Here is a 23269-nt window from a genome sequence, read left to right as displayed (position 1 = left end):
AGAACGAAAATGAAAAGAAGAGAATTCCTCTGCACCATGGTCGCCGTCGCAGCGTTGTCCGTCACCGGAACGGCGCTGGCGGCAGGCGAAAGCATGGTCGTCTACAAAGACCCCAACTGCGGCTGCTGCCATGCCTGGGCCGACGCATTGGCAGAAGCGGGGTTTTCGGTGAAGACCGAAGACGTGGCCGACATCGACGTGGTCAAAGACCGTTACAACGTTCCGGCCGACCTGCGTGGCTGCCACACCGCCGTAGTCGCAGGCTACTACCTGGAGGGACATGTGCCACTACAGGCGGTGACGAGGTTGTTGGCCGAAAAACCGGACTTGGCAGGTCTGTCTGTTCCGGGCATGCCTGTCGGTTCGTTGGGCATGGGAGACAGCCCCAGCGCTTCGTACGACGTCATGTCCGTTGGAAGGGACGGCATTCGTACCCTCTACCAAGCGGTGAGGCCTAAGATCTAACCGTAGGATGGGATGACGTTTCAGGTAGCAGCGCTTTTGGGTGCGTCTGCCATCGAAGTCATCGCGGTGGTTAGTGGCCACGATCGGTGTGACCCTACCCGCAGGTCTGGTTGATGGGCAGAAGGTTCGAATCTCTTCAGGCTACAAGGCAGTTTGAGCTTGCCGGCTGAATTGATCCGTCTCTCGATTGAGAGATTTTTCTTGTATCTCTAGTAGCTAGAGGTCGTACGGTTGATTTTTCACATTGTGAGGATTTCCCGTGAGCAACTCGTTACACACTCGTTTCCGGGTAACCGGAATGGATTGCGCCTCGTGTGCAAACAAGATCGACACCGCCGTAAAACGTATTCCGGGCATTCAAGAGGTGTCTGTATCTGTCACCGCCGGCACAATGACAGTCGAGCACGATGAGATCAGCGTTCTGGACACGATTCGCAACAAGCTGTCGGGCCTAGGCTATCAGGCCTTCCTGATCTCAACAATTTCCAAAACCGTTGGGAAACCCGTCCATGAACACGGACCGGATTGCATGCGCGATCACCTACATGGAGAGCCGGACGGACAGTCCAGTCATGACGATCATTCGTGTCATGGCACCCATTGCACTGGGCATGATCATGAGGCCGATCGCGTCGCGCCTTCAGATGATGTGGCTCCCCTGATCCTGCAGGCACGTTTCCGTATCGGCGGAATGGATTGCGCGTCATGTGCTTCCAAGATTGACACGGCCATCAGACGGATGGACGCTGTCGATGACGTCTCCGTGTCGGTCACGGCCGGAACCATGACGGTCAAACATCGGCAGTCAGCGGATATCAAAGCGATCGAAAAACGGGTCTCCGGTCTCGGTTACACGATCGTTCCCATGCCAGGAACGGACGGGCGCGCATCGTCTACGACCCAAGAGGGATCTGACAACGCCCACGCTGGACACGACCATGGATCGAAAAGCGCGGCGCTCGGCAAAGTTGAAGGACTCCACGGTCACGATCAAGGTTCTTCCGAAGGTCCTTGGTGGGGGACTAAAAAGGGGCGTCTGACGATCTTCGCGGGTGGATCACTAGCTCTCGCTTATGGCATTGGGTACATGTTCCCAGCGATCGAAACATATGCCTACACGATTGCAATGCTTGTCGGCCTCGTGCCGATCGCCCGAAGGGCTATCATGGCCGCACTGGCTGGCACGCCATTCTCCATCGAGATGCTGATGACGATCGCCGCTGCTGGCGCACTGGTCATTAACGCGACCGAAGAGGCCGCTGCGGTCGTCTTCCTTTTCCTGGTTGGCGAACTGCTTGAAGGCGTTGCCGCGGGAAGGGCGCGCGACAGCATCAAGTCCCTTACGGCGCTCGTTCCCAAGACGGCGTTATTGGAGGAAGGCGGCGAGACCCGCGAGGTGCCAGCCGAAACTCTTGCGGTTGGTTCAATCATACTGGTCCGCCCTGGTGATCGGATCTCCGCCGATGGTGTCATCGTTGCAGGCGAAAGTTCGATCGACGAGGCGCCCGTGACCGGGGAAAGTGTGCCTGTTCTCAAGGCCGTCGACGACATTGTTTTTGCGGGCACCGTAAATGGTGATGCGGTTCTGCGTGTCAGGGTCACGGCCGCAGCCGCAGACAATACGATCGCCCGTGTCGTTCGTCTCGTCGAGGAAGCGCAGGAATCCAAGGCTCCGACTGAGCGCTTTATTGACCGTTTCTCCAAATACTACACTCCTGGCGTGGTTGTCGTTGCCGCTTTGGTGGCAGTCATTCCTCCGCTGTTTGCGGGTGGAATATGGAGTGAGTGGGTTTACAAGGGGCTTGCCGTGCTGCTGATCGGCTGCCCATGCGCACTTGTCATTTCCACCCCGGCTGCGATCGCTGCATCACTGTCGTCGGGCGCGCGCCGCGGCCTGCTCCTCAAAGGCGGCGCCGTTCTAGAAGGTCTTGGCGAGCTTACGGCGATTGCTTTCGACAAGACTGGCACGCTCACCGAAGGCAAACCGCAGGTGACTGATGTGGTCGCGTTCGGCCGGGAAAGTGAGGACGTCCTTCGGTTTGCCGCAGCGCTTGAAGTGGGATCCAGCCATCCTCTCGCCCTTGCGATCTTAAGCAAAGCCAAGGAGGAAGGCATCGTACCGCCCACGGGGACCGATGCGAAGGCTCTCGGCGGCAAGGGTGTTTCCGCCATCGTGGACGGCGTTGAGGTCTTTTTTGGCTCGCCCAGGGCTGCAGCAGAGCGAGTTCCGGTTCCAGTTGCTCACTTGGAGAAGATCACGTCTTTCAACGATGAAGGAAAGACCGTCTCTGTACTGGTCATTGGCGATGTTCTCGCTGGTGCCATTGCCATGCGTGACGAGCCGAGAGGTGATGCCGTTGCGGGCCTCAAGGCTCTGACGGATGCAGGCATACGGACGGTTATGCTGACAGGCGACAATAAGCGGACCGCCACGGCCATTGGTGCGCAACTCGGCATTGAGGTCCGTGCGGAGCTGATGCCTGAAGACAAGCAGCGGATCGTGGGCGAACTGAAGAAAGAGGGCTATGTTGTCGGCAAGATCGGCGATGGGATCAACGACGCGCCAGCGTTAGCGGCTGCTGATGTCGGGATCGCGATGGGTGGTGGAACAGACGTGGCTTTGGAGACGGCTGACGCCGCCGTTCTCCACGGCAGGGTGGCTGATGTCGCCCTTATGATCGATCTCTCGAAACGGACCATGCGCAACATTTTCCAGAACATCACCATCGCCCTGGGTTTGAAAGCGGTATTCTTGGTGACGACTATCCTGGGCATCACGGGCCTTTGGCCCGCGATCCTTGCCGATACGGGTGCGACAGTCCTTGTGACCATGAATGCCCTGCGGTTGTTGCGTCCTATTCGCTGAACCGCCGGTGTGTCGTGTGTCCTTGAACTTGTCGTGATGCCAACCCGGTCAGATCTATCGCGTCTAGGTCTGTTTCGAATCTGATAATTGTGTCCCGCAAACGATACGGAGAATTTACAGTGCCATTTCAAAAACTGCTGGCTTTTGGTCTATTTGCTTTGACGTTCGTGACTGCGTCTTCCGGTCCCGCATCGTCTCATGATTTCACGGTCGGTAGCTTGGAGATAAAGCATCCATGGTCCCAGAAAGCTCCTGCGGTTGCGCCGGTTCTCGGCGGGTATTTGACGATCGTCAACACGGGCACGACGGATGATCGCCTTCTTGGAGGAAGCAGTCCGGTCGCCGAGCGCTTTGAAATCCACGTATCATCTGTCATCGACGGGGTGGCGCGTATGCGACCTGTCAAGGATGGCATCACAATCAGCGCTGGCTCCACTGTGAAGCTGGAGCCCCGTGCCATGCACATCATGTTCGAGAAGCCTACATGGTACCCAGCGGAGGGCGAAAAATTCAAGGCAACGCTGCAGTTCGAGAAAGCAGGGCCCGTCGAAGTGGAGTTCGTCGTCCAAAAGGGTGCGACAGCAAATTCGGAGGACCATGCTGGGCACACTCCATGATCCTCAGTAAACGCGGGTCGGCTGTAGGACGGTGTTCTGTAGGTGGCCTCGATTAACCTTTTTGCTTCATTCGGTTTCAAGACTTCGGTGGTTAGATCTGGTCATAGGCTCCCACCGAAGGTTCTCTCCATGCAGGAACGAAGACGGCGCATCTTAAGGATTAGCTTGGCGGTCTTATTCGGAGCACTTTGCGTTGGCAGTGCCGGTGGTGCGGCGGCAGTTTATTATGGTCCGGAAGAGCTTTTGGGTTTATCGGCTGAGAAGAGCGGTGCGGATTGTCAGACAGTCGCCACCGCCAAGGCGCGGGATCGCGACGGCATCTGGATCCGGCAGTTCATCGTCACAGAGCCCGTGGATGAGCAGGTCCGTCTTCAAACCGCCCTGCGTGTTGCCGAATCTCTTCGCAAGGTCGAGGCGGGTCATCTCATCCAGATTTCCGTTCTGGACAGCAAAGGGCCAACCACGGTCTCCGGAATGCGCGGTCGGGCAATCGGCGCCCAGGTGATCCTCATTCCCAGTCCAGTTAGTGACGCAGAAAAGCAAAAAGGCGAATTCTCCGGGTTTTCTATAGAAGGTGGAGCTGGGTCAGACGGCGAGTTTCACGGTCTACGCTTCAATGCCAAACCGGAAGATCTGGCAGCAATCGCCGCCGGCATTGATGACGCGACAGGCTGTTCAAACGATTTGGAAATGCCGGCCCCTGCTAAAAGCTGAAGCACAGCCGAAGATTCGAGCATCGACGTGCGAGACGTTTGTTGCAGCCTGGCACAACGGCTCCGACCCTTGATTTAGGGGGCGATCTGGGTAGTCCTGATTGCAAAGAGTCGTGCAGACATGAGGGGCGCTTTCAATCCCGTTGTGGCGCCTGGAGCCGATAGCGCCCATGTCATGAGCGTTTCCTGACCATCAGCCTCCTCCTCAGCATCTCTGTCTGCTGCAGGAATCGGAAATAGCGCGATCAAGGCAACCGGCTCCGGCAGATCAAGAATGGCGGAAGGGCGGAAACTCTCAATCTGTGTGCGATCGGTAGACGGACCGAGTGAGGCAACCTCGACCCTAGGTATTTCCATTTCGGAAGTAGGGCGTGCAACCGGTACAGGAATTGCCAAAGCGCTTAAATCGGTGAACTCCGACCTAGCCTCGCCGACCATGGTCTGTCGGTTTGTCTGAAGATCGAGCGCGTCCTCTGCTCGGCTCCGTTCAGTCGGTAGCATTGCGGTGAGCAGGCTGCTCCTGTTTGACGAAGCGGGAGCGAAACTACTGTCTTTATCTCCAGCACTGGAAGCAATCTCGATCGATTTTGCGCCGACGCGACGACGATAGTCGGCGACTGCCAAATCGTAGCCGGGGAGCGGGCGGCCATCGGAGGGGAGGTGCATGGTCTTTCCATCGGGAAAGATCCGAGCCAGTTCCTTGCGCGTCATGCGGGGCCATGCACGCACATTTCCAACATCAAGATGGACGAAAGGAGATCCCGATGCGGGATAGTATCCCACTCCGCCGACTTGCATCTGCATCGCAAGTGATCGCAACTTGGCCAGTTTGACGCCCGGAATGTAAAAATCCATTGCCTTGCCGAGGGTGTGTTGGCTGTTTTTCGCGACACCACTATCCCTCGATCGCCCTCTGAGCATCTTGTTTGTCGCCGGTGAGCGATAGGCAGAGACTATATGAATATAGTTGTTTGATCCGCTGCGCTGGTACACTTCCCATACGAGATCGAGTAGACGGGGATCGATGTTCGCGGGTTCGTTCTTGCGCCAATCGCGCAAAAAGCGATTGATCTGAACTAGTCCACGGGCATCGAACTTCCCGTCCCGTTTGAATGTTATCGTCGCACGTTCCCCAGTGTGTGTGAAAAACAGCTTCAGCGATCTGTCCGTCGCGGCTGTCGCAGGTGAGGACGAACCCGCCGCCATTGCCACTGCGAGCAGCACGGCAATTGCAACCGTCGCCATGCCGCGGAGGCATTCGGATAGGAAGGCTGCGGTTGAATAGGGCCTAACGCAAGCTGGCAACTCGCTCACTGGGTACTCCACACTTGACGGCTGTCCGAACTCGGGCCTGGCGAACATTGCGGCCACGCTCGGATCACGATCAGTAAAGCCGATTATGGTCAATAAAGCCCTAATGGTTTCCAATTGGTGGAGATCTGATCGATCTGACTTGTGTCCGCTGCCTCTTTATGAGAATGATTTGCAATTGCAATAGTCGTGGGCTTTGAAAGCGGGGTGGACGATGGACAGACCGGTGAGGGGATGGCAGCGAACGGTGGGAGAGGCGTCCCTTTCGGATGTGCACCGGTCGATCAAGGTCGCGACACGAGCGGGCACTTTCCGAAGGGCAATGGCTTTCTTCGGGCCCGGCTATCTCGTCGCGGTCGGGTACATGGACCCAGGCAATTGGGCGACATCTCTGGCTGGGGGATCACGCTTCGGCTACGCGCTGCTCACGGTGGCCCTGATCTCAAACATAATGGCGATCGTCCTTCAGTCGCTATGCGCGCGCCTTGCCATCGCCTCGGGGCGCGACCTGGCGCAGGCCTGTCGTGATGCTTACCCCAAACCGGTTGCCATGGTGCTCTGGCTGCTGGCCGAAATTGCGATCATAGCTACTGACATCGCTGAGGTAATCGGCACTGCAATCGGCTTGAACCTTCTTTTCGGTATTCCGCTCGAGCTGGGAGTGGTCATCACTGCTCTGGACGTATTCTTGATCCTTTACCTGCAAAAGCTTGGCTTCCGTTGGGTCGAAGCGCTGGTCATAACTTTGCTCGGCGTTATCGCCGTCTGCTTTGCGGTTCAGATCGCTCTTGCCGATCCGGATTGGGGTCAGGTGATCCTCGGCTTTGCTCCAACGACAGAGATTATCACCAATCCCGACATGCTCTATCTGGCGCTTGGCATACTCGGTGCGACCGTTATGCCGCACAATCTCTACCTCCACTCCGGTATCGTGCAGACGCGGGACTTTGGCGATACGTTGCCTGAAAAGCGCGAGGCTCTGAAATTCGCGACGATCGACTCTACCGTCGCATTGATGTTCGCTCTGCTCGTCAATGCTTCGATCCTCATTCTGGCGGCCGCTACGTTCCACGAAAAGGGGCGGACTTCGGTCGCAGAACTGGGTGAGGCTCATAGTCTGCTAGCCCCGTTGCTCGGTTTGGCCGTCGCACCGACATTGTTCGGAATCGCCCTTTTGTGCTGCGGTATCAATTCAACGGTGACGGCAACGCTTGCGGGTCAGATCGTGATGGAAGGGTTCCTGAAGATCCAGCTTGCACCTTGGCTCCGCCGTCTGATCACCCGGGGGATCGCCATCATACCCGCAGCAGGGGTCACGATAGCTTTCGGAGACAGCGGCACTGCCCAGCTTCTGATCTTGACCCAGGTCGTGCTTAGCCTCCAACTATCCTTTGCGGTTTTCCCACTGGTGATGTTCACAGCCGACGCAGATAAGATGGGAGAGATGAAGGCACCTCTATGGCTTTCGGCTTTGGCCTGGATCATCGCAATCGTGATCGCTTTGCTGAACCTGAAGCTGTTGGTCGATTTCGTTTCCTGATGCGTTCGCACCGAGCTGCCCATCACTTCCGGAGGACTTTCACGCACTCCGCGAGCTGGCGGGCAGCCTGATGTGACCCTCACGAACTTGGCGATTGCGACCCCTGATGCAGTCTCTTGGTCTGGACGATCTGTGCGACTTGGAGCTCGCCACCAATCGCCCCGATCATTCAGATCGGTACCAAGTGGGATCGCCGTGTACTCAGTATTTGGGCAGTGAAATGCTGTAGTCAGTCGTGCTCGGTGGTGCACATATCGTGGTTTGCCAAGGCCCTGATCACATAGCAATCGCGCACTTGATTCGAATGGCAGTGTGTTGAGATCCGTTCCAGCTCGGCTTCCAGCTTCTTCAATCTCTCGATCTTCTGTCGGATTGTCACAAGCTGTTCGGCAGCTATCTTGTCGGCCTCTGCACACGGCTTTTCGGGATGTTGGCTCAGCTCTATAAGCTCGCGAATAGCTTCGATCGTCAATCCAAGGTCGCGGGCATGTCGAATGAATGAGAGGCGTTCCTGCTCGGTCTTCGAGTAACGTCGCTGATTGCCCTCAGAACGTTCCGGCGGTGAGAGCAGCCCCATCTGTTCATAATATCTGATCGTTGGTACCTTGACACCCGTGGTCCTGGACAGATCTCCAATGGTGAGCATGCTACCTCCCTCTCCAAATGCGGCAGGTGCAGGCCGCGACAAATTAGCCCATCACGCGAACCTGAACCCTCGAACAACCGAGAGGTATGTAAGCAATGGCTCGGAACATGTGAGGATTTATAAATGGCAAATCAAGCAAAACGTTGGTGTGTGGCAGCCACTGCATTTCTTTTCGCCGGTCAGAGCGGCGCCTGGGCTAACGTGACAAATGAACCTCATCAAATCGACTACGACGCCTTGACTATCGAACATGCCGAACTGGTCTTAGCGCCGGACGGGGTCACGGATAAAGCATATGTCACTGTCTACAATGGTACGCCCGATGACATGGCGATTGTCTCTGTCAACGTCACAGGGTACTCGACTGCAACACTCGTGAGCCCGATGGCCAAATCCAAGGGCTTCGAACAAGTGCCGCTGTCGGACACCTACGTCGTGATCCCCCGAAAAGCGGAACTGGACATGGGACAGGATACGGTTTTCATTTCACTGGTGCGTAACTCGGGTCCTCCCAAAGCAGCAACAATGACGCTGAAATTTGATGACGGAACCTCGCGTGCTGTCCCGCTTGAGATTATTGCTCCAGATTCTGCGGAAACCAATCATCACCATGGAGAACCAAATCGCGAATGAAAGCCACCAAAAACTGGAAGTTGGTGCTTTGCTTTGTCCTCGCGCCGCACGTCGTCAGGAATTCGTCGACGAATGTTCGTCTTTAGTCTGAACTACCGAGGCCGCCACAAGGACAATGGCACCGGAGACGATGAACACATCCGCAATATTGAAGGCAGGCCATGACCAGCCGAACGCGTGAAAATCTAGATAGTCGGTAACTCTCAAGTTCATCAAACGATCGACGACATTTCCGCTCGCACCCCCAGCCATTGCCGTGATGGCCATTCCTTCCAGCACACTGTTGGCGAATACTGCCCAGATCACCAGTCCGACAACGATGCCCCCTTGAACTGTGGCGAACATCCGGGGTGCTGACACGATGGTGTCGGAAAATAGTCCGAAGCTGACACCCGTGTTGTAGGTGAGCGTCAGGTTGAAAAAGGGGGTCAACTCAATGGCCCCCGTTGGGGCTTCCAGAAGCTCGGCCATGACGGATTTGACGGACAGATCGATACCGCAGATTGCGACAACCCCGAGGACGATAAGGGTAAGCCTGAACAGGCCTTTATTCGAGAATAACATTTTCAGTTCCAGGCTGAGCACGCTCTGACATGCGCGAAGATTTGCAAGATTGGCCGCGAGCGGGATTTCATGCTCACAGGGTTCTTGCCATACGACCTCCAGGAACTAGAGCTTCAAGCGTAAACTTGGGCGTCAGCTATTGCATCAAGGAAACGTGTAGTGGCGGCCGGAGCTCATCATCCGAGCTGGGTCACCAGTTACTGCGAGGTTTCGCCTCGTCAGGCATCCCCGGCTGACTGCCGCAGGGTCGGCCGGTCTACCTGGTTAGTCGGGTTAGTGAATGCCGCTGACCGCCGTTGTGTCTCGACCGTCCCTGATCTTCACCCATTTCCCCGGATTGCGTGAATCCTGACGCTTGAGGTAGGTATATTCAGTTTCTGACCAATTTCTGATTTCACCACGCAGGTTGTCGAGGATGAAATCGCCCATCTGTGATCGCACCGTCAAAACAGCATGCCCGGATCCGTCCGGCTGGAGTACAACTGTGATCAGCAGATTGGAGACCGCGATCCCGCGTCTCATCAAAAGCTTGCGCTTCAGAAGAGCAAAGTCCTCGCAGTCGGCTGCGGTGGTAGGATAGTTCCAAAATTCCTCGACGCCATAGATCTCGATATCCTCGATGGCCGGGATTGTATTGACGACCTGGTTGACCTCAACGAGGCTATTCCAGATCTCCTCTGTGAGCTTTAGGCGTGCGCGATCTGCAGCGTTAGGCTGGCATTCTTTTTGATATCGTTTGCAGAATTCGAAGTGGCCGATCGGTTGTGACGTCGCCCCGGCGACAGGCATGGAATCCCACGTTGCCGCTTCCGGTTTCCAGGCGGCGCCGGTCGAAATGATCGTTATGGCGAAAATTGCGAGCAGAAATCTAGCGGTCATAAGTCGTCCCTGTGTGCTTGGACGATTTATGAGGATCGAACACGACCATCACGCAAAGATATTCAGTGCAATTTTATCGGCTTGTGTCGAATTCAGGCACTTTTTTATGAGATCGCCAGCTTGTGAACGACAGATAGGCCTCTATGCCGATCCAGCCCCCAAGACCAATGGATGCGACCATTCCCGCGATGGCCTCGAAGGAGTCATGTCCTATGCCCCAGCAAACGACGGCAAAAGCAATCTTAACGGACACAAATCCCGCCAGCGAAAACGCAACGATCATTCCAAGGTTCTTTGAGATTTGTGTAATTGACGCGATCATATCCCAAGTTTAGAGGCGACGGTCTTACACGGGGAAATCAATTCTTATTGTCTGCATGAACCGTTCTGCGGCAAGGTCAGCACACCAGCTTCACGCAATGTCAAACAGGTTGAATGTAATGTGTGATGATGTTGCGGCTTAGAAAATCGATTCGGATTTTGTGTGTGGCACTGCTTTTGGCAGTTGTCATCATGGGTCCGCGTGGCTCAGTCGCAAGAGACAGCAGCTCCGGGCCGACGATATGCATGAACGTCCATCAAGGGACTGGGTCTGGCGGTACCCATGCGAAATGCCACCATCTGGTCGAACATTCCCACGAGCTTCTGGCTTGCATACAGAAAAGCGCTCCAATTTCGGAGCGAATGAGCTCTGCCTATAGAGTCTCAGCAAATCGGTTCCGCATCTTCGCCGGCATCTATCTCCTTGATCCTCCTCCCCGAGCCTGACCTTCCCGATTAAAGCGCACGGATCGTCGACGAGTTTCCGTAGATGTTGGATTGGGTCCAACACGCGGCTTGAAAGCGGCTCTCATCGAATAAAGGATCGAGCACTGTCCAATCACGCCTGAATGCGATGACAAGACAGCGATCCGTCGAAGGATCCCGGCGTAGCACCGGTTGGTCCTCATGGAGATCAGTAAATGTGGAAGATTGCATTCTCCGGGGTGTGGTGTGTCGTAGTGTGTTTGGTTGCTGTCTACGCTGGTTTCCAGTGGGCACCGGCGCCCAAACAGGTTGAGGCGCAGTCTCCTAGGCTGACCGAACATGAGGTGGTTAAGTCGGCGATGGTGACCGTACCGATCATTCGGGAGAACAAGGTTGACGGTTACGTCGTCGCGGAAGTGACAATGACCGCAAATGACGGGGCACTCCGCGCTAGTCCCAGTCCGGAGGTAGAACTGACGGACGAATTGATCGCGACACTGGTGTCCAGACCGGTTCTTACCGATCCCGAATTCGCAGCTGACACCCTGAGGTTAGATCTGGTGGAGCGGATGAACAAGCGGACTGGTCGGCAAGCCTACTATAAAACTCTGATCACCAAGCTCGATTACCTCACTGCAGCAGACATGGACCGGATGCGCACCTCCGGGGCAAGCCCGATGAAGGTAACTCCCCTGGTTGATAAATCTCTGCTCGATGTCGTGCCTGGTCCGGTGCCCAAAGATGGGTAGATGATTGGGTGGGAGAAGCGTTCAGCTTTTCCGAGGGCGACCCCTTGTAGCTCTAGTTACTTGAGGTCCTATATTTATACCGGCGGCTAAGGATTTGTTCGATGCGGCGTCGTGCGGTCGTCCCCCCTTCTTGGACTGCCGGCTGCCGTGGTGGGCTCGGCATCTTCCGGGTGATTTCGGCAGGGTTTCATTGAAAGCGCGAAGAGTGACGAAATGAATTGGTTTCAGAATTTGAATCGGCGAGCACTTCTGATCGCGCGGAATGCCTGCCTTGGAGCCCTTATAGCTATCCCCCTATCCGGATGTGTTTCAGACATGGGGCTAGACGACCTGTCCAGCATGGCCCCCGAACTGTCGAGCAAGATGCTGGCAGAGATGTCAAAGAAGGGGATGGCAGCAGAAAGCCCCGTCCTGATCAGGATCTTCAAGCAGGAAAGCGAGCTCGAGGTCTGGAAGATCGACCGAAGTGGGCGCTACGCGTTGCTCAAGACATATCCGATGTGCAGGTGGTCCGGGAAGCTAGGTCCCAAGGTCAAGGAAGGTGACCGCCAAGCGCCAGAGGGATTTTACCACGTTTCAAAAGGCATGCTGAATCCTAAATCGCAGTACTATGTATCTTTCAACCTGGGCTATCCAAACAGGCTTGAGACGGCACTCGGCTATACCGGCGAGGCGCTGATGGTCCACGGTGCTTGCTCCTCTTCCGGTTGCTTTGCGCTGACAGACCAGGGCGTTGGTGAGATATATGCAATCGTCGCCAAGGCACTTTCATCGGGACAGGAGCGGTTCCAGGTTCAGGCCTATCCTTTCCGGATGACGACGGAAAACATGGCGCTGCACAAAGACAATCAAAACCTGTCGTTCTGGCGGACTCTGAAGGAGGGATACGACTATTTCGAACTGACCCGTCAGCAACCAAAAGTCTCGGTGTGTGGTCGCCGCTACATGTTCAACAAAGAGTTCGTGGGCGGAGAGCCCCTTGACCCACTGGAGGCTTGCCCCGCAAGCGCCGCTTCTCCTGATCCTGCTCTGATAGCCCGCATGGCCGAAGAAACCCAAAGGCTTGAGGCTGCGCTTCAACAGGCCGGCGGCTCCACGGTGTCGTCCTATGTGGATGGCGGGATGCATCCAAGTTTCCGCGCACTCCTTAAGAAAGAGGGTCCGGCCCGACTTGCGGCTCGCATCTCGGGCACAAAATATCCGGTTAGCAGACCAGATGCGGCGCTGGCTGACCCCTTCGAGAAAAAGAAGGCCAGGTCCGGCGACGGGGTGACTACCCCAAGTGCGGGAGATTGAATTATGGCCCAGCCCGATGAGCGGATTAAGAAGATACGACGCAATAACTGGATTGTGTTGGCAGTGCTCACGATTTTTGTTGTGGCGGTGTTTTTCTTGAGCTTCTCGCATATTGGTCGAGAGGCAAGGCCTGAACCCAACGGAACCGTAACCTCCCCAGCCGTTGATGGGTAACGACGATCTTGCTTGAGGAGAATACAATGCGGACCAACATCCTGATTATAGGGGCGGGGCAAGCCGGGCTCGCTGCGGCATACGCCTTGAAGAGGCAGGGCCTGAGCTTCTTGATTGTTGATGCTGGCACAAAAATCGGCGACAGCTGGCGCAACAGATATGACAGCCTCACACTTTTTACACCTCGCTGCATCAGCGCGCTCTCGGGTATGCCCCTGGTTGGTGATGCAAATGGCTATGCTGGAAAGGATGAGTTTGCTGACTATCTGCGGCGGTATGCTTCCTTCCATAAAATTCCGGTCAGCAGTTCGAAGAAGGTCGTCCGACTTGAGAAGGCAGGCAGTCTCTTTGTGGCGTCAACGCAAGACGGCAATCGTCTCACAAGTCATATTGTCATCGTTGCCACGGGGGCATTTTCAACACCGCGAATTCCTGGATTGTCGAAATTGCTACCTGCTGACATTCAGCAGATGCACGTAACCGAGTTCCGCAATCCGGGCTCGGTGGCGGAAGGCCCTGTTCTTGTAGTAGGAGATGGCGCGAGTGGCAGGGACGTGGCAATCGCGATGGCTGGGTTTCAAAAGGTGCTGCTTGCACGCGGGCGAAAGCGCAGACTTTTACCGGAGAAGGTCCTCGGACGCAGTTTGTGGGTATGGCTGGGGCAGCTCGGCCTTCTCCAGGCATCCGCGCAGGGGATCATCGGACGAAGGATGAGGCGTGAGGATCCATTTCCTGCTCGCGGCAATGACGATGCTTCACTCAGGCGGTCGGGGGTAATCCTGAAGCCGAGACTGGCTGCGATCCATGATCGCAGGGTAAGTTTCGCCGACGGATCGAGCGAGAACATCAGATCCATAGTTTGGGCGACAGGCTATGCCGATGAGCTCCCTTGGATTGAAGTCGAAGGTGCGGTGGATGCTCGGGCTGCCCCAATTCACTCCAACGGGATTTCGCCTGTTGCCGGTCTCTACTATGTTGGCCGACCTTGGCAGCGGAACCGTGCCTCTGGTCTGATCGCAGGTGCCGCTGACGATGCGGCTTTCATCGTCGAGCATATCCGTCAACGGTGCCTGCAAAGCCTCTAGTCTCAGGTCTCTATAACATTATGACCGATGACCTGTACGCCGTCTTCTAAACCGTCCTCTGGCGTTTCGATCTCCAGAGTGCTGTGGTCGATACCGTGCCTGTCCCGCAGGATTTTTCGCACTGCGCCTTTCACTTCAGCAACACTGCGCAGAGATGACTCCGTCACAACGAGATGCGCTTGCAATGCCTTGTGATCTTCATCGATCCGCCACACATGCACATGGTGCACCTCCTGGACGCCTTCGACGGAACGCATGTCTGAAACAAGTTTGTTCACATCCACGTCCTCAGGCGCCGCCATCATCAGAATCCTGATCGATCCTCCGATCTCAGTGAAGGCCTGCCAGAGTATGTAGCCTGCGATCATGAGGGTGATCGCCGGGTCAATCCATGTCCAGCCGAATATCAGCACAAGCGTGCCGGCAATGATAACACCCACCGATCCAAGGGCGTCCGACACATTGCGCAAGAAAGCGGCGCGGATATTCATGCTGGTTTTTGAAAGGGTGTAGGTGAGCATCGCTGTGATCAAATCGATGACGAGCGCGATGCCTGCGACGATCACGACCGTCCACCCTTCTATAGGCTCCGGTGTGATGAACCGCATGACCGCTTCATACACGAGATAGAGCCCAACGACGATCAAAGTCGTATAGTTGATCAGCGATGCGACGATTTCGGCACGAACATAGCCGAACGTCATCCCTTTGTCGGAAGGGCGGCGCGAGATTCGGCGTGCGCCATACGCAATCACAAGTGATGCAGCGTCACTGAAGTTGTGGAGCGCATCCGCGATCAGGGAAAGACTGCCGGACAAGATGCCGCCGGCAATCTGCGCAAAGGTAAGGAGCACGTTTACGAGAATTGCTCCCCTATACGCTTGTCTCCTGCATCCGCTCCATGATCGTGGTGATGTCCACTCATGAATTCCGGTCCTGTCTCCGAGGTCAGGATCCTGCCTTGCTGGCATCGATCTCAGCCTTCACCAGTGTGAAAAGACCTTGCGGACTGAACTCTGTCAGAGGCTTTTCGTTGACGAAAAATGTCGGGGTCTGTTTCACATTGTTGGCCTGAACGTCCGCCATATCCTGGGCAAGAATATTGTCGATCGCGGGGGACACCGCATCTTTCTTGCCCTGCTCGACATCAAGTCCGGCCATTGCCGCAATCTGCCATGCCTTTTCCAGATCTGGCTTGCCATGGTCGGCCCAGACCGGCTGCTGTTCCAGTATCGCTTCTAGGACCGGTTCAAACAGGTTCTGTTTGCGCGCGGCCTCCAATATGCGCACGGCATCGTCGGAACCCTCGTGGAATACGGTGTATCGCAGGACGAGCCGCACGTCGGTTCCGGTCTGCGCCATCATCTGCTTTACGAGCGGATAAAATGCCCGGCACGCCTCACATGACGGATCAAAGAATTCGACAATTGTCACAGGCGCCGAAACCGGCCCCATGACCGGCGAGTGCATTCTGACAAGGGTATTGTTCCCCGGCATTGGGGAGGGCGCTGGCTCAGCTTCTGGAGTGAGCCCACTATAGAGGGCGGCACCTCCTGCGAAAACTGCGATCGCAGCTGAAGCCGAAGCGATGACGAAAGTGCGTCTGTTCATGCTGGTGTTCTCCGGCGCACGATTAGAAGTAGGGCGATGATGACGGTAAACGCGCCAAGCGACAGGAGCGGAATGGGGAGGGTTCCGAAGAGGAGCATACCCGCGCCCGAGCAGGATGGCCCTTGGCCGCAAGGCTTGATGGCCGTGGGGATGATATTGAAGTAGAGCAGGTTGTGAAATGCCGCGATCAACCATCCCACCGCTGCCAGCGGAACTGCATAGATCCAGGCACGGGCATCAGAGCGGAAGGCGGCGACGGCGAGCAGGACTGCCAGTGGAAACATGAAGGCTCGTTGGTGCCAACAGAGATCGCATGGCATTTGTCCCATGACCTCACCGATGAACAATGCGCCGAGCGTCGAACTCATGGCAATCATCCACGCGCTAAAGATCGCAAGCCATGCCCCGTCGTTAGATTTCACCACTGCTCTGCCATTCCCGTCGTTCATTGATGCTTGCCAGTATGAAACCTCTAGTAGCTTGAGGGTCAAGGGCGCTTTCTGTCCGATGTGGATGACAGCGACATGACTGAGGAGAATTGCGATTTTCTTCGCCACTTGCCTTGAACCTCAAGCTACTAGAGGGATTAGGACTACTCTAAGAGGTTCTTCAGGGTGAATGTCGGCAGGGAATTAGATGAAAGCTCTCAGAGCGTTTCGACTTGTGGCGTGGTGTGTGGTTGCGATCGTCACATTGCTACTGATTATAGGTTACTTGCTCCAATCGAGTGGCGGCAAACGTGGTGAGCCAGACACGTCCTCTACCCCTTCGATCGGTCGCCCATTTGAGTTGGTTTCGCACCGGGGCCAAGTGATCGATAACGCTGTCCTCAAGGGAAAGCCGTATTTGGCGTTCTTTGGCTTTACCCACTGCCCTGACATCTGCCCCACAACGCTGTTCGAGCTGAATGACCTGATGAATGAACTCGGGCCCGCTGCGAGCGGTTTCAACGTTGTTTTCATCAGCGTTGACCCAGAGAGAGATACTCAGCAGTTGCTCAACGAGTACATGACATCCTTCGACCGTCGAATCCTTGCCCTTCGGGGAACGCCGGAGCAAACAGCGACGGCTGTCAAAGCTTTCTCCGCCTACGCACGCAAGGTTCCGACCGAAGATGGAAGCTACACAATGGACCATACGGCTGGCGTATACATGATGGACGCCAATGGTAGCTTCAAAGGAACGCTCGACATGCATGAATCCCGCGAGGTTCGCATGAAGAAAATCCGAAATCTGATGACCGGCTCGTAAGCCAGAACTTCAACCGTCGAGAGGAAATACATTGCAGTCTGGCAAATTGACACGACGAGGCTTCGTTATCGGGGGGGCTGGGGCAGCGGCGGCTGTATTGACTGGCTGCTCGGCAACGACCGCAGAGACGACACAGTCTGAAATCGTACCCATATCCCATCCAGTTCTGGAAGCCACCTATGGACCGATACTGAACGAACAGTTCCCGCTGCCTGCTATACCCTACCAGAAGATCGCCAAGCGCTATTACCGGCAGATGGTGAGTGATCCGACTGGAGAGCGGCCAGGCACATTGGTCGTGGATACGGCCAACTATTTTCTCTACCTGACTTACGAGGGCGGACAGGCGATGCGATACGGGGTCGGTCTCGGCCGGCAGGGGTTCGAATGGTCGGGCAAGGGGGTCATTCAGTACAAACGTCAGTGGCCGCGCTGGACGCCACCTGACGAGATGGTCGTTCGACAGCCGGAACTTGCGCCCTACAGCATTGCCAATGGCGGTATGCCACCTGGCCTCAAGAATCCATTGGGCGCGCGTGCGCTTTACATTTTCCAGAATGGCGAAGACACGCTTTACCGCATCCATGGATCGCCAGAATGGTGGACGATCGGCAAGTCGGTATCCTCAGGGTGTGTCCGGATGATCAATCAGGACGTGGTCGACTTGTATGGTCGAGTGCCAGGCAAAACCCCCATCGTCGTTACCAGCCTGCCTCGCTTCTCTGAGGCATAGGCGGAGAAAACCGTGAAGTCCCCACCGACAGTTCAGCGGCCTGAAGTCGTGAGGCCAGGCATGCGAGGCCTGTGCCCTGTAGGAGCTGACTCCGATTATCCGCATTCCCCTGGCGCTGTCATGTAGAGGCTGTCGGAAAACACCGGAAGCCTCAGCTCGTGCCCGGGCTATGCCAAACTGAACCAGATGTCCGATGGTCGTGCACTCACCAGGCAGGCCATGCGACGGAAAACATCCGATAGATCGTGTAGATCGTACACAAAAGAGTTTCTGTTTGTGCCTGCGATTTGATTTGGTGAAGCGATATGGACGGTTTGTCTGATCTAGTACGAGAATACGGGACATGGATGTACATCCTGCTTTTCGCATACTGCATGCTGAAAAGCGGTAGTCTCCCGTTGTTCGCGGGCTATGCGGCTCAAACACAAGCTTTGGACTTGTCCCTTGTTTTAGCGGTGACCTTTGCCGGCGGCTATCTCGGGGACGAAGCACGGTTCTTTATCGCGAGACGATACGGGGATGCGTGGTTAACGAGGTGGCCTTTTGCCGAAAAGGCCTATGCGGCCGCGAAAATCCTAGTTGCAAAGTACGGCTGGGCCTACATCTTTCTTTACAGATATCCCAAGGGTATGCGGACCATCGGCGCGCTTCCGGTTGGTCTCGGATCAATGTCATGGGCAAAGTTTACAGTTCTGAATGCAGCATCCGCAATAGTTTGGACCGCCTGCCTGGTTTCAACGGGCTTTGTTTTCGGCGCACAGATAGAGGAGGCGGTGGAAACCGGCTGGGGCTTTGCAAGTATTGTCTTACTTGCCGCAATGCTCCTCCTGTCGGTCTTCGCATGGTGGCGGATAAATCGGATAGCTGTCCGAATCCCGAAAATTGGAGAACAATCCAATTGAAGTCATCAGCAGTTTCATGCCTGGTCAACATGGAAAGGCAGAGAACAGCGCATGTATACCGCAAAGCCTGACACGCACCCGGACCGACCTATCCCCAGACCTTTCAAACTGTCACGCTGATCTACGGCGCAGGTCGACATGCTCAAATTCAGCGACTTGCGGCATATAGGGGAAGCTTTCAGGTGATGCTGGAAATCGGACTTTTCTGTCCGCCTCCCTGTCCAGTTCTCCAGCCCCGCAGCGCTTTTCTTGTCTGCAACGAGCTGGCACCAAAGGCGTTCGAAGACTAAACCACCGGATAGCAACGGCGGCCATTGTTCTCGGACCTGGCTAGCTTCGTCGGCCTGAAATGAAAACTGAAAGCGCTCCGTTGACCCTCCGTGACACCCTCGAAAATCATCAGGTCCAGATCTATTTTGGCGCAGTTATCCTTGGCGCTCTGGCGGCTCTCTCGATCTCTGGAACAACCGCACTTGAGATCGGCATAAATCCGTCGCTAGCGTTCATGTTGTTTGTGACCTTCCTTCAGGTTCCGCTTGCCGAACTTCGGATGGCCCTCGCGCAATTCCGCTTCCTTGGCGTCCTGCTGCTGGCGAATTTTGTCGTCATGCCTATGCTGGTGGGAGTTCTCGTCCCGTTTCTTCCACCTGATCCGATGATACGGCTTGGCGTATTGCTGGTCCTTCTCGCCCCATGCATCGACTATGTCGTTACGTTCTCGCATCTTGGCCGCGCCGACGCCCGTCTCCTGCTGGCAGCAACACCCACGCTCTTGATCGTCCAAATGCTACTGTTGCCCGTCTATTTGAGCGTTTTCCTCGGTCCCGAGGCTGGGTCTCTTATCAAAGCCGGACCATTTTTCCACGCGTTCGTCTGGCTGATCGCAGTCCCGCTTGTCTTCGCCGTCCTCATCCAGTTCTCGGCCGGCCGAAGTGTGGCAGGGCAGCGTGCGTCGGCGGTTTTGGGGCTGCTTCCGGTTCCTGCGACAGCGTTCGTACTCTTCGTCGTGGTTGCTGCCGTCGTACCGCAACTCGGCCCCGCACTCGATGCCACTTTCCGTGTTGTGCCAATATACGTGGCATACGCGGTTGCTGCGCCCTTGGCGGGGTGGGGTATGAGTAAGTTGTTCCGGCTTGATGCGTCAGCGGGCCGTGCCGTCGCATTCAGTGCCGCCACGCGCAACTCTCTGGTCGTCCTGCCGCTGGCTTTCGCTGTCCCGGGTGCTGTACCGATCCTTCCGGCAATAATTGTCACGCAGACACTGATCGAACTGCTGAGCCAGTTGGCTTACATTCGTCTGGCACCAAAGTTTGGGTCGAACAAGGCTGCCTGAAGAATGTAAGCCGCTTTGTGCCGGGCCGGGATGGCGCCTTCGTCTAATTCGCGCAGGAAGCGGAGGGGGCTGTCTGTTCGTGCACTCAGCTGACCCCTAACGACGGCCTTATCGAGGCCTTGGTTCGCTTAGGCGCTCCGACTCGCAAACGGCGATCAGAGAGCGAGACGATGCCACCAGCCATCATCACGATGGCACCGGACCAGATACAGAGGATCCAGGGCTTCCACCAGACACGTACGACAATGCCCCCGGCGGCCATTGGGTCACCCAGCGAGATGTAGAGCTGGCTGAAGCCGAAGGTGACGATGCCGGCTTCCGTCGTCGGCATCTGGCGGGCCGTGTAGAGCCGCTTCGACGACCAGACATCGGCCACCTCGACACCATCTTCGCGGATCGTGAAATGCCCCCGGTCTTCGCTATAGTTAGGTCCCGTCGCGGCGCGAATACCGTCGAAGGTGATGACATAACCGCCGGCCTCCACCGTCATGCCCGGCTTCATCTCGACCACCGTTTCCGTCTCGAAGGTGGTGACGGCCACGACGCCGAGCACGGTCACACCCATGCCGAAATGCGCAAGTGACGTGCCGAATGCCGACCGCGGCAGGCCTTTCAGTCGACTCCAGGCGGTGGACAGCGGATGCTTGCCAAAGCCTGCCCGATACCAGAGATCGGATACCGCGCCGCCCATGACGAAAAAGGCGAGCGCAAGGCCTGCCACCGCCATGACGGGACCGCCATTTTGGGCGTACCAGAAACCGAGGCCAAGCATGAGCGAGACCGCCGCCGCCACGTAAAGCCGCTGCAGCGCACCAAGTAGATCGCCGCGCTTCCAGGCGAGGAATGGCCCGAAGGGCATCGCGAGCAGGAGGGGTATTATGAGCAACCCAAAGGTGATGTTGAAGAAGGGCGGACCGACCGAGATCTTCTCGCCCGTCAGCGTCTCCAAAAGCAGCGGATAAAGCGTGCCGATTAGAACAGACGCGGTGGAGACGGTGAGAATTAGGTTGTTGAGAACCAGCGCACCTTCACGCGAGATCGGCTGGAACAAGCCGCCGGCCTTCAGCATCGGCGCGCGCAGTGCAAAGAGCGTGAAGGCCCCACCAATGAAGATCACGAGAATGCCGAGAATGAAGACGCCGCGCGTCGGGTCGTTCGCAAAGGCGTGCACCGAGGTTAGCACGCCCGACCGCACGAGGAAGGTGCCGAGCAGCGACAGCGAGAAGGCGATGATGCCGAGCAGTACCGTCCAGATCTTCAAGGCATCACGCTTTTCCATGACCAAAGCCGAATGCAGAAGGGCCGTGCCCGCCAGCCATGGCATGAAGGAGGCGTTTTCGACCGGATCCCAGAACCACCAGCCTCCCCAGCCGAGCTCGTAATACGCCCAGTAGGAGCCCATGGCGATGCCGGCCGTCAGGAACACCCAGGCAGCTAGCGTCCAGGGCCTAACCCAGCGGGCCCAGGCGGCATCGATGCGGCCATCCATAAGAGCGGCGATCGCAAAGGAGAAGCAGACAGAGAAGCCAACATAGCCGAGATAGAGCAGAGGCGGATGGATCGCGAGGCCGATATCCTGCAGAACCGGGTTCAGATCCCGACCCTCGGCCGGGATCGGCGACAGGCGAATAAAGGGGTTGGACGTCAGAAGAATGAAGAGCGTGAAGGCCGTCGTGATCCAGGCCTGTACGGCCAGCACATTCGCTTTCAGCCGGTCCGGGAGATTGGTGCCGAAAAAGGCGACCATGGCGCTGAACAGCGTCAGGATCAGCACCCAGAGCAGCATCGAGCCTTCATGGTTCCCCCAGACGCCGGATACCTTGTAGATCATCGGTTTGAGGGAGTGAGAGTTCTCAAAGACGTTCTGCACCGAGAAGTCGGAGAAGACGTAGCCGTAGGTGAGGGCCGCGAAGGAGAAGGCGACGAGCACGAACATTGCATAGGTGCCGGTGGTACCCACCGCCATCATTGCTGCGTCACCGCGCCGTGCGCCGATCACGGGCAAAATGGAAACGACAAGACAGGTGGCGAGTGCCAGCACCAGGGCATAGTGGCCAAGCTCAATGATCATTGGATCTCTCCCTTGCCGCTGAGTTCCACCCCTTGCGCCTCCAGACGAGCGGCCGCGTCCCTTGACATTCAAGTCTCGTCATGCTGGTAGGCACTGTATCGGGACAAGGGTTTCAACCACGATCCAAGATCAGCGACCAGCCTAGCCCAAGACTTGCCCTGCGAGCAACAGCAGTGTTCATTCCCGGCGGTGTCATCGAGCTCGGCGACTGCGACACGCTTAATCGTCTCGAGGCTTCAGTGAAGTTCCATAATTTAGCTTATCTGATTTTTGTTAAGCTTCTGAAATCATAGATAATTTCAAGACGGTTTGTGCTAGAATCTCCTGGTCAGCTTGCAGTTTAGCCGCCCCTACCCGCCTAGGGCTGCTCTTGCCGAATTTCGTCTCATTTACTTCTAGACGCTCGGGACGCCGCGTCTCAAAACGCGAAGATCGTCCAAATGACACACTGAATATGTCTCACGGATGCTGTCTCAGCACGTATACCCGAAATAGACAGGCTGCCCGTCATCCCGAACACTCAATGAGCCTTGTCCGCTTGAAAGCTGTAGTGACCCGCTTCGATCTTCTTCTGCGCTTTAGTGAATGCTGACTCAGGAGGCGTGATGCTGTGGCTTCTCGCGATATCCATTCGATCCATCAGCTCAGCAAGCCCCTGTTCGGCCGCCTGCACGTCGCCCAACGCCGTAATGGTTGCAATGCGTCGGAATCGGTCTTGCAACGATTTGAATTCAGCACCCAGCCGGGAAATCTCATCGACACTTGTTTCAATCTTCAGGGCGTCGGCCAAGGCGGGGAACAGGCTCGCGACAAGAGCCAGAATTGCGATCACCCATTCGTATCCCCAATCCTGCAATATCGACAAGCTGGCGATGCCGCCGATGACGATCGGAGCGGCGACAAAAATCTGCTTCTGAATTCGCACGGCGCGCAGCCATATAAAGAGCGTGGTCGAAGTGTATAGGCAGGATTCTTCCTGCCGCCGGCACTCTGCAATAATTGCCGCTCTGCGCTTCTCTAGGTGTGAAGTCTCAGGAGGTTGTTCATCCGGAAAGGGTTTAGGCTGCAATCGCCAAACTCCAG

General features: G+C 56.3%; 23 protein-coding genes. 13 read left to right on the top strand and 10 right to left on the bottom strand.

Annotated features, from left to right (window positions below; genetic code table 11):
• Positions 1-9 precede the first annotated feature (9 nt).
• From HHL25_RS19310 to HHL25_RS19295, 4 genes are all read left to right on the top strand, one after another.
• Positions 10-465 (top strand): DUF411 domain-containing protein, encoded by a 456-nt coding sequence (locus tag HHL25_RS19310; RefSeq protein ID WP_113465185.1) that lies wholly within the window; start codon positions 10-12, stop codon positions 463-465.
• A gap of 259 nt (positions 466-724) precedes the next feature.
• Complete coding sequence (locus HHL25_RS19305) at positions 725-3331, top strand: heavy metal translocating P-type ATPase (RefSeq protein ID WP_169594733.1); 2607 nt, start codon at positions 725-727, stop codon at positions 3329-3331.
• A gap of 119 nt (positions 3332-3450) precedes the next feature.
• A complete protein-coding gene (locus tag HHL25_RS19300; protein WP_279874811.1) occupies positions 3451-3948 on the top strand; it encodes a copper chaperone PCu(A)C in 498 nt (165 codons plus the stop codon).
• 129 nt (positions 3949-4077) lie between these two features.
• Positions 4078-4662, top strand: a complete 585-nt coding sequence (locus tag HHL25_RS19295) for a hypothetical protein (RefSeq protein ID WP_169594730.1) — start codon at positions 4078-4080, stop codon at positions 4660-4662.
• A gap of 74 nt (positions 4663-4736) precedes the next feature.
• Here HHL25_RS19295 and HHL25_RS19290 read toward each other — a convergent pair whose 3' ends face one another.
• Positions 4737-5906: a DUF882 domain-containing protein gene (locus HHL25_RS19290; RefSeq protein WP_246701904.1), complete on the bottom strand. Its 1170-nt coding sequence runs from the start codon at positions 5904-5906 to the stop codon at positions 4737-4739.
• A 280-nt stretch (positions 5907-6186) separates the two neighbouring features.
• Between HHL25_RS19290 and HHL25_RS19285 the strand changes: the two genes are divergently transcribed.
• Positions 6187-7512, top strand: a complete 1326-nt coding sequence (locus HHL25_RS19285) for an Nramp family divalent metal transporter (RefSeq protein ID WP_169594728.1) — start codon at positions 6187-6189, stop codon at positions 7510-7512.
• A 229-nt stretch (positions 7513-7741) separates the two neighbouring features.
• On the opposite strand, the gene HHL25_RS19280 is transcribed toward HHL25_RS19285, so the two are convergent.
• Positions 7742-8158 carry a MerR family transcriptional regulator gene (locus tag HHL25_RS19280; RefSeq protein ID WP_035228718.1) on the bottom strand — a complete coding sequence of 139 codons (417 nt, stop codon included), beginning with the start codon at positions 8156-8158 and terminating at the stop codon, positions 7742-7744.
• Positions 8159-8281: 123 nt separating this feature from the next.
• Between HHL25_RS19280 and HHL25_RS19275 the strand changes: the two genes are divergently transcribed.
• Positions 8282-8791, top strand: coding sequence for a hypothetical protein (locus HHL25_RS19275; protein ID WP_169594725.1), 510 nt, complete (start codon positions 8282-8284; stop codon positions 8789-8791).
• A 54-nt stretch (positions 8792-8845) separates the two neighbouring features.
• On the opposite strand, the gene lspA is transcribed toward HHL25_RS19275, so the two are convergent.
• The 3 genes from lspA to HHL25_RS19260 form a co-directional block, all read right to left on the bottom strand.
• Positions 8846-9376 carry a signal peptidase II gene (gene lspA / locus HHL25_RS19270; RefSeq protein ID WP_315853098.1) on the bottom strand — a complete coding sequence of 177 codons (531 nt, stop codon included), beginning with the start codon at positions 9374-9376 and terminating at the stop codon, positions 8846-8848.
• Positions 9377-9628: 252 nt separating this feature from the next.
• Positions 9629-10234, bottom strand: a complete 606-nt coding sequence (locus HHL25_RS19265; RefSeq protein ID WP_244712790.1) for a transglutaminase-like cysteine peptidase — start codon at positions 10232-10234, stop codon at positions 9629-9631.
• A gap of 73 nt (positions 10235-10307) precedes the next feature.
• The gene (locus HHL25_RS19260; protein ID WP_169594721.1) at positions 10308-10517 is read right to left on the bottom strand and encodes a hypothetical protein; all 210 of its coding nucleotides are present in this window, start codon (positions 10515-10517) and stop codon (positions 10308-10310) included.
• A 679-nt stretch (positions 10518-11196) separates the two neighbouring features.
• On the opposite strand from HHL25_RS19260, the gene HHL25_RS19255 reads away from it, so the two are divergent.
• The 3 genes from HHL25_RS19255 (at position 11197) to HHL25_RS19245 (ending at position 14285) form a co-directional block, all read left to right on the top strand.
• The gene (locus HHL25_RS19255; protein WP_169594718.1) at positions 11197-11730 is read left to right on the top strand and encodes a hypothetical protein; all 534 of its coding nucleotides are present in this window, start codon (positions 11197-11199) and stop codon (positions 11728-11730) included.
• Positions 11731-11943: 213 nt separating this feature from the next.
• Entirely contained in the window at positions 11944-13026 is a 1083-nt protein-coding gene (locus HHL25_RS19250) for a L,D-transpeptidase family protein (RefSeq protein ID WP_169594716.1), read from the top strand.
• 200 nt (positions 13027-13226) lie between these two features.
• Complete coding sequence (locus HHL25_RS19245; RefSeq protein ID WP_169594714.1) at positions 13227-14285, top strand: flavin-containing monooxygenase; 1059 nt, start codon at positions 13227-13229, stop codon at positions 14283-14285.
• A 2-nt stretch (positions 14286-14287) separates the two neighbouring features.
• Here the strand turns inward: HHL25_RS19245 and HHL25_RS19240 are convergent, their stop codons facing one another.
• From HHL25_RS19240 to HHL25_RS19230, 3 genes are all read right to left on the bottom strand, one after another.
• A complete protein-coding gene (locus HHL25_RS19240) occupies positions 14288-15139 on the bottom strand; it encodes a cation diffusion facilitator family transporter (protein ID WP_315853097.1) in 852 nt (283 codons plus the stop codon).
• Positions 15140-15233: 94 nt separating this feature from the next.
• On the bottom strand, positions 15234-15896 hold the full coding sequence (locus tag HHL25_RS19235) for a DsbA family protein (RefSeq protein WP_112590890.1): 663 nt from the start codon (positions 15894-15896) through the stop codon (positions 15234-15236).
• On the bottom strand, positions 15893-16453 hold the full coding sequence (locus tag HHL25_RS19230) for a disulfide bond formation protein B (protein ID WP_244712779.1): 561 nt from the start codon (positions 16451-16453) through the stop codon (positions 15893-15895). The genes HHL25_RS19235 and HHL25_RS19230 overlap by 4 nt, the downstream gene beginning before the upstream one ends.
• Positions 16454-16532: 79 nt before the next feature.
• On the opposite strand from HHL25_RS19230, the gene HHL25_RS19225 reads away from it, so the two are divergent.
• The 4 genes from HHL25_RS19225 (at position 16533) to HHL25_RS19210 (ending at position 20115) form a co-directional block, all read left to right on the top strand.
• The gene (locus HHL25_RS19225; RefSeq protein WP_169594711.1) at positions 16533-17147 is read left to right on the top strand and encodes an SCO family protein; all 615 of its coding nucleotides are present in this window, start codon (positions 16533-16535) and stop codon (positions 17145-17147) included.
• Between the two features lie 31 nt (positions 17148-17178).
• On the top strand, positions 17179-17880 hold the full coding sequence (locus tag HHL25_RS19220; RefSeq protein WP_169594708.1) for a L,D-transpeptidase: 702 nt from the start codon (positions 17179-17181) through the stop codon (positions 17878-17880).
• A gap of 347 nt (positions 17881-18227) precedes the next feature.
• Positions 18228-18782: a DedA family protein gene (locus HHL25_RS19215; RefSeq protein ID WP_246701902.1), complete on the top strand. Its 555-nt coding sequence runs from the start codon at positions 18228-18230 to the stop codon at positions 18780-18782.
• A gap of 370 nt (positions 18783-19152) precedes the next feature.
• Complete coding sequence (locus HHL25_RS19210; protein ID WP_246701901.1) at positions 19153-20115, top strand: arsenic resistance protein; 963 nt, start codon at positions 19153-19155, stop codon at positions 20113-20115.
• Positions 20116-20200: 85 nt separating this feature from the next.
• Here HHL25_RS19210 and HHL25_RS19205 read toward each other — a convergent pair whose 3' ends face one another.
• Positions 20201-22186, bottom strand: a complete 1986-nt coding sequence (locus HHL25_RS19205) for a heme lyase CcmF/NrfE family subunit (RefSeq protein ID WP_169594701.1) — start codon at positions 22184-22186, stop codon at positions 20201-20203.
• A gap of 520 nt (positions 22187-22706) precedes the next feature.
• Entirely contained in the window at positions 22707-23255 is a 549-nt protein-coding gene (locus HHL25_RS19200) for a hypothetical protein (protein ID WP_169594699.1), read from the bottom strand.
• Positions 23256-23269: the final 14 nt, after the last annotated feature.

It is taken from the genome of Rhizobium terricola (assembly GCF_012927355.1).
Lineage (GTDB): Bacteria > Pseudomonadota > Alphaproteobacteria > Rhizobiales > Rhizobiaceae > Allorhizobium > Allorhizobium terricola.
Note: the sequence above shows the minus strand (reverse complement) of the source record. Positions and strands in the feature narration are given on the sequence as shown.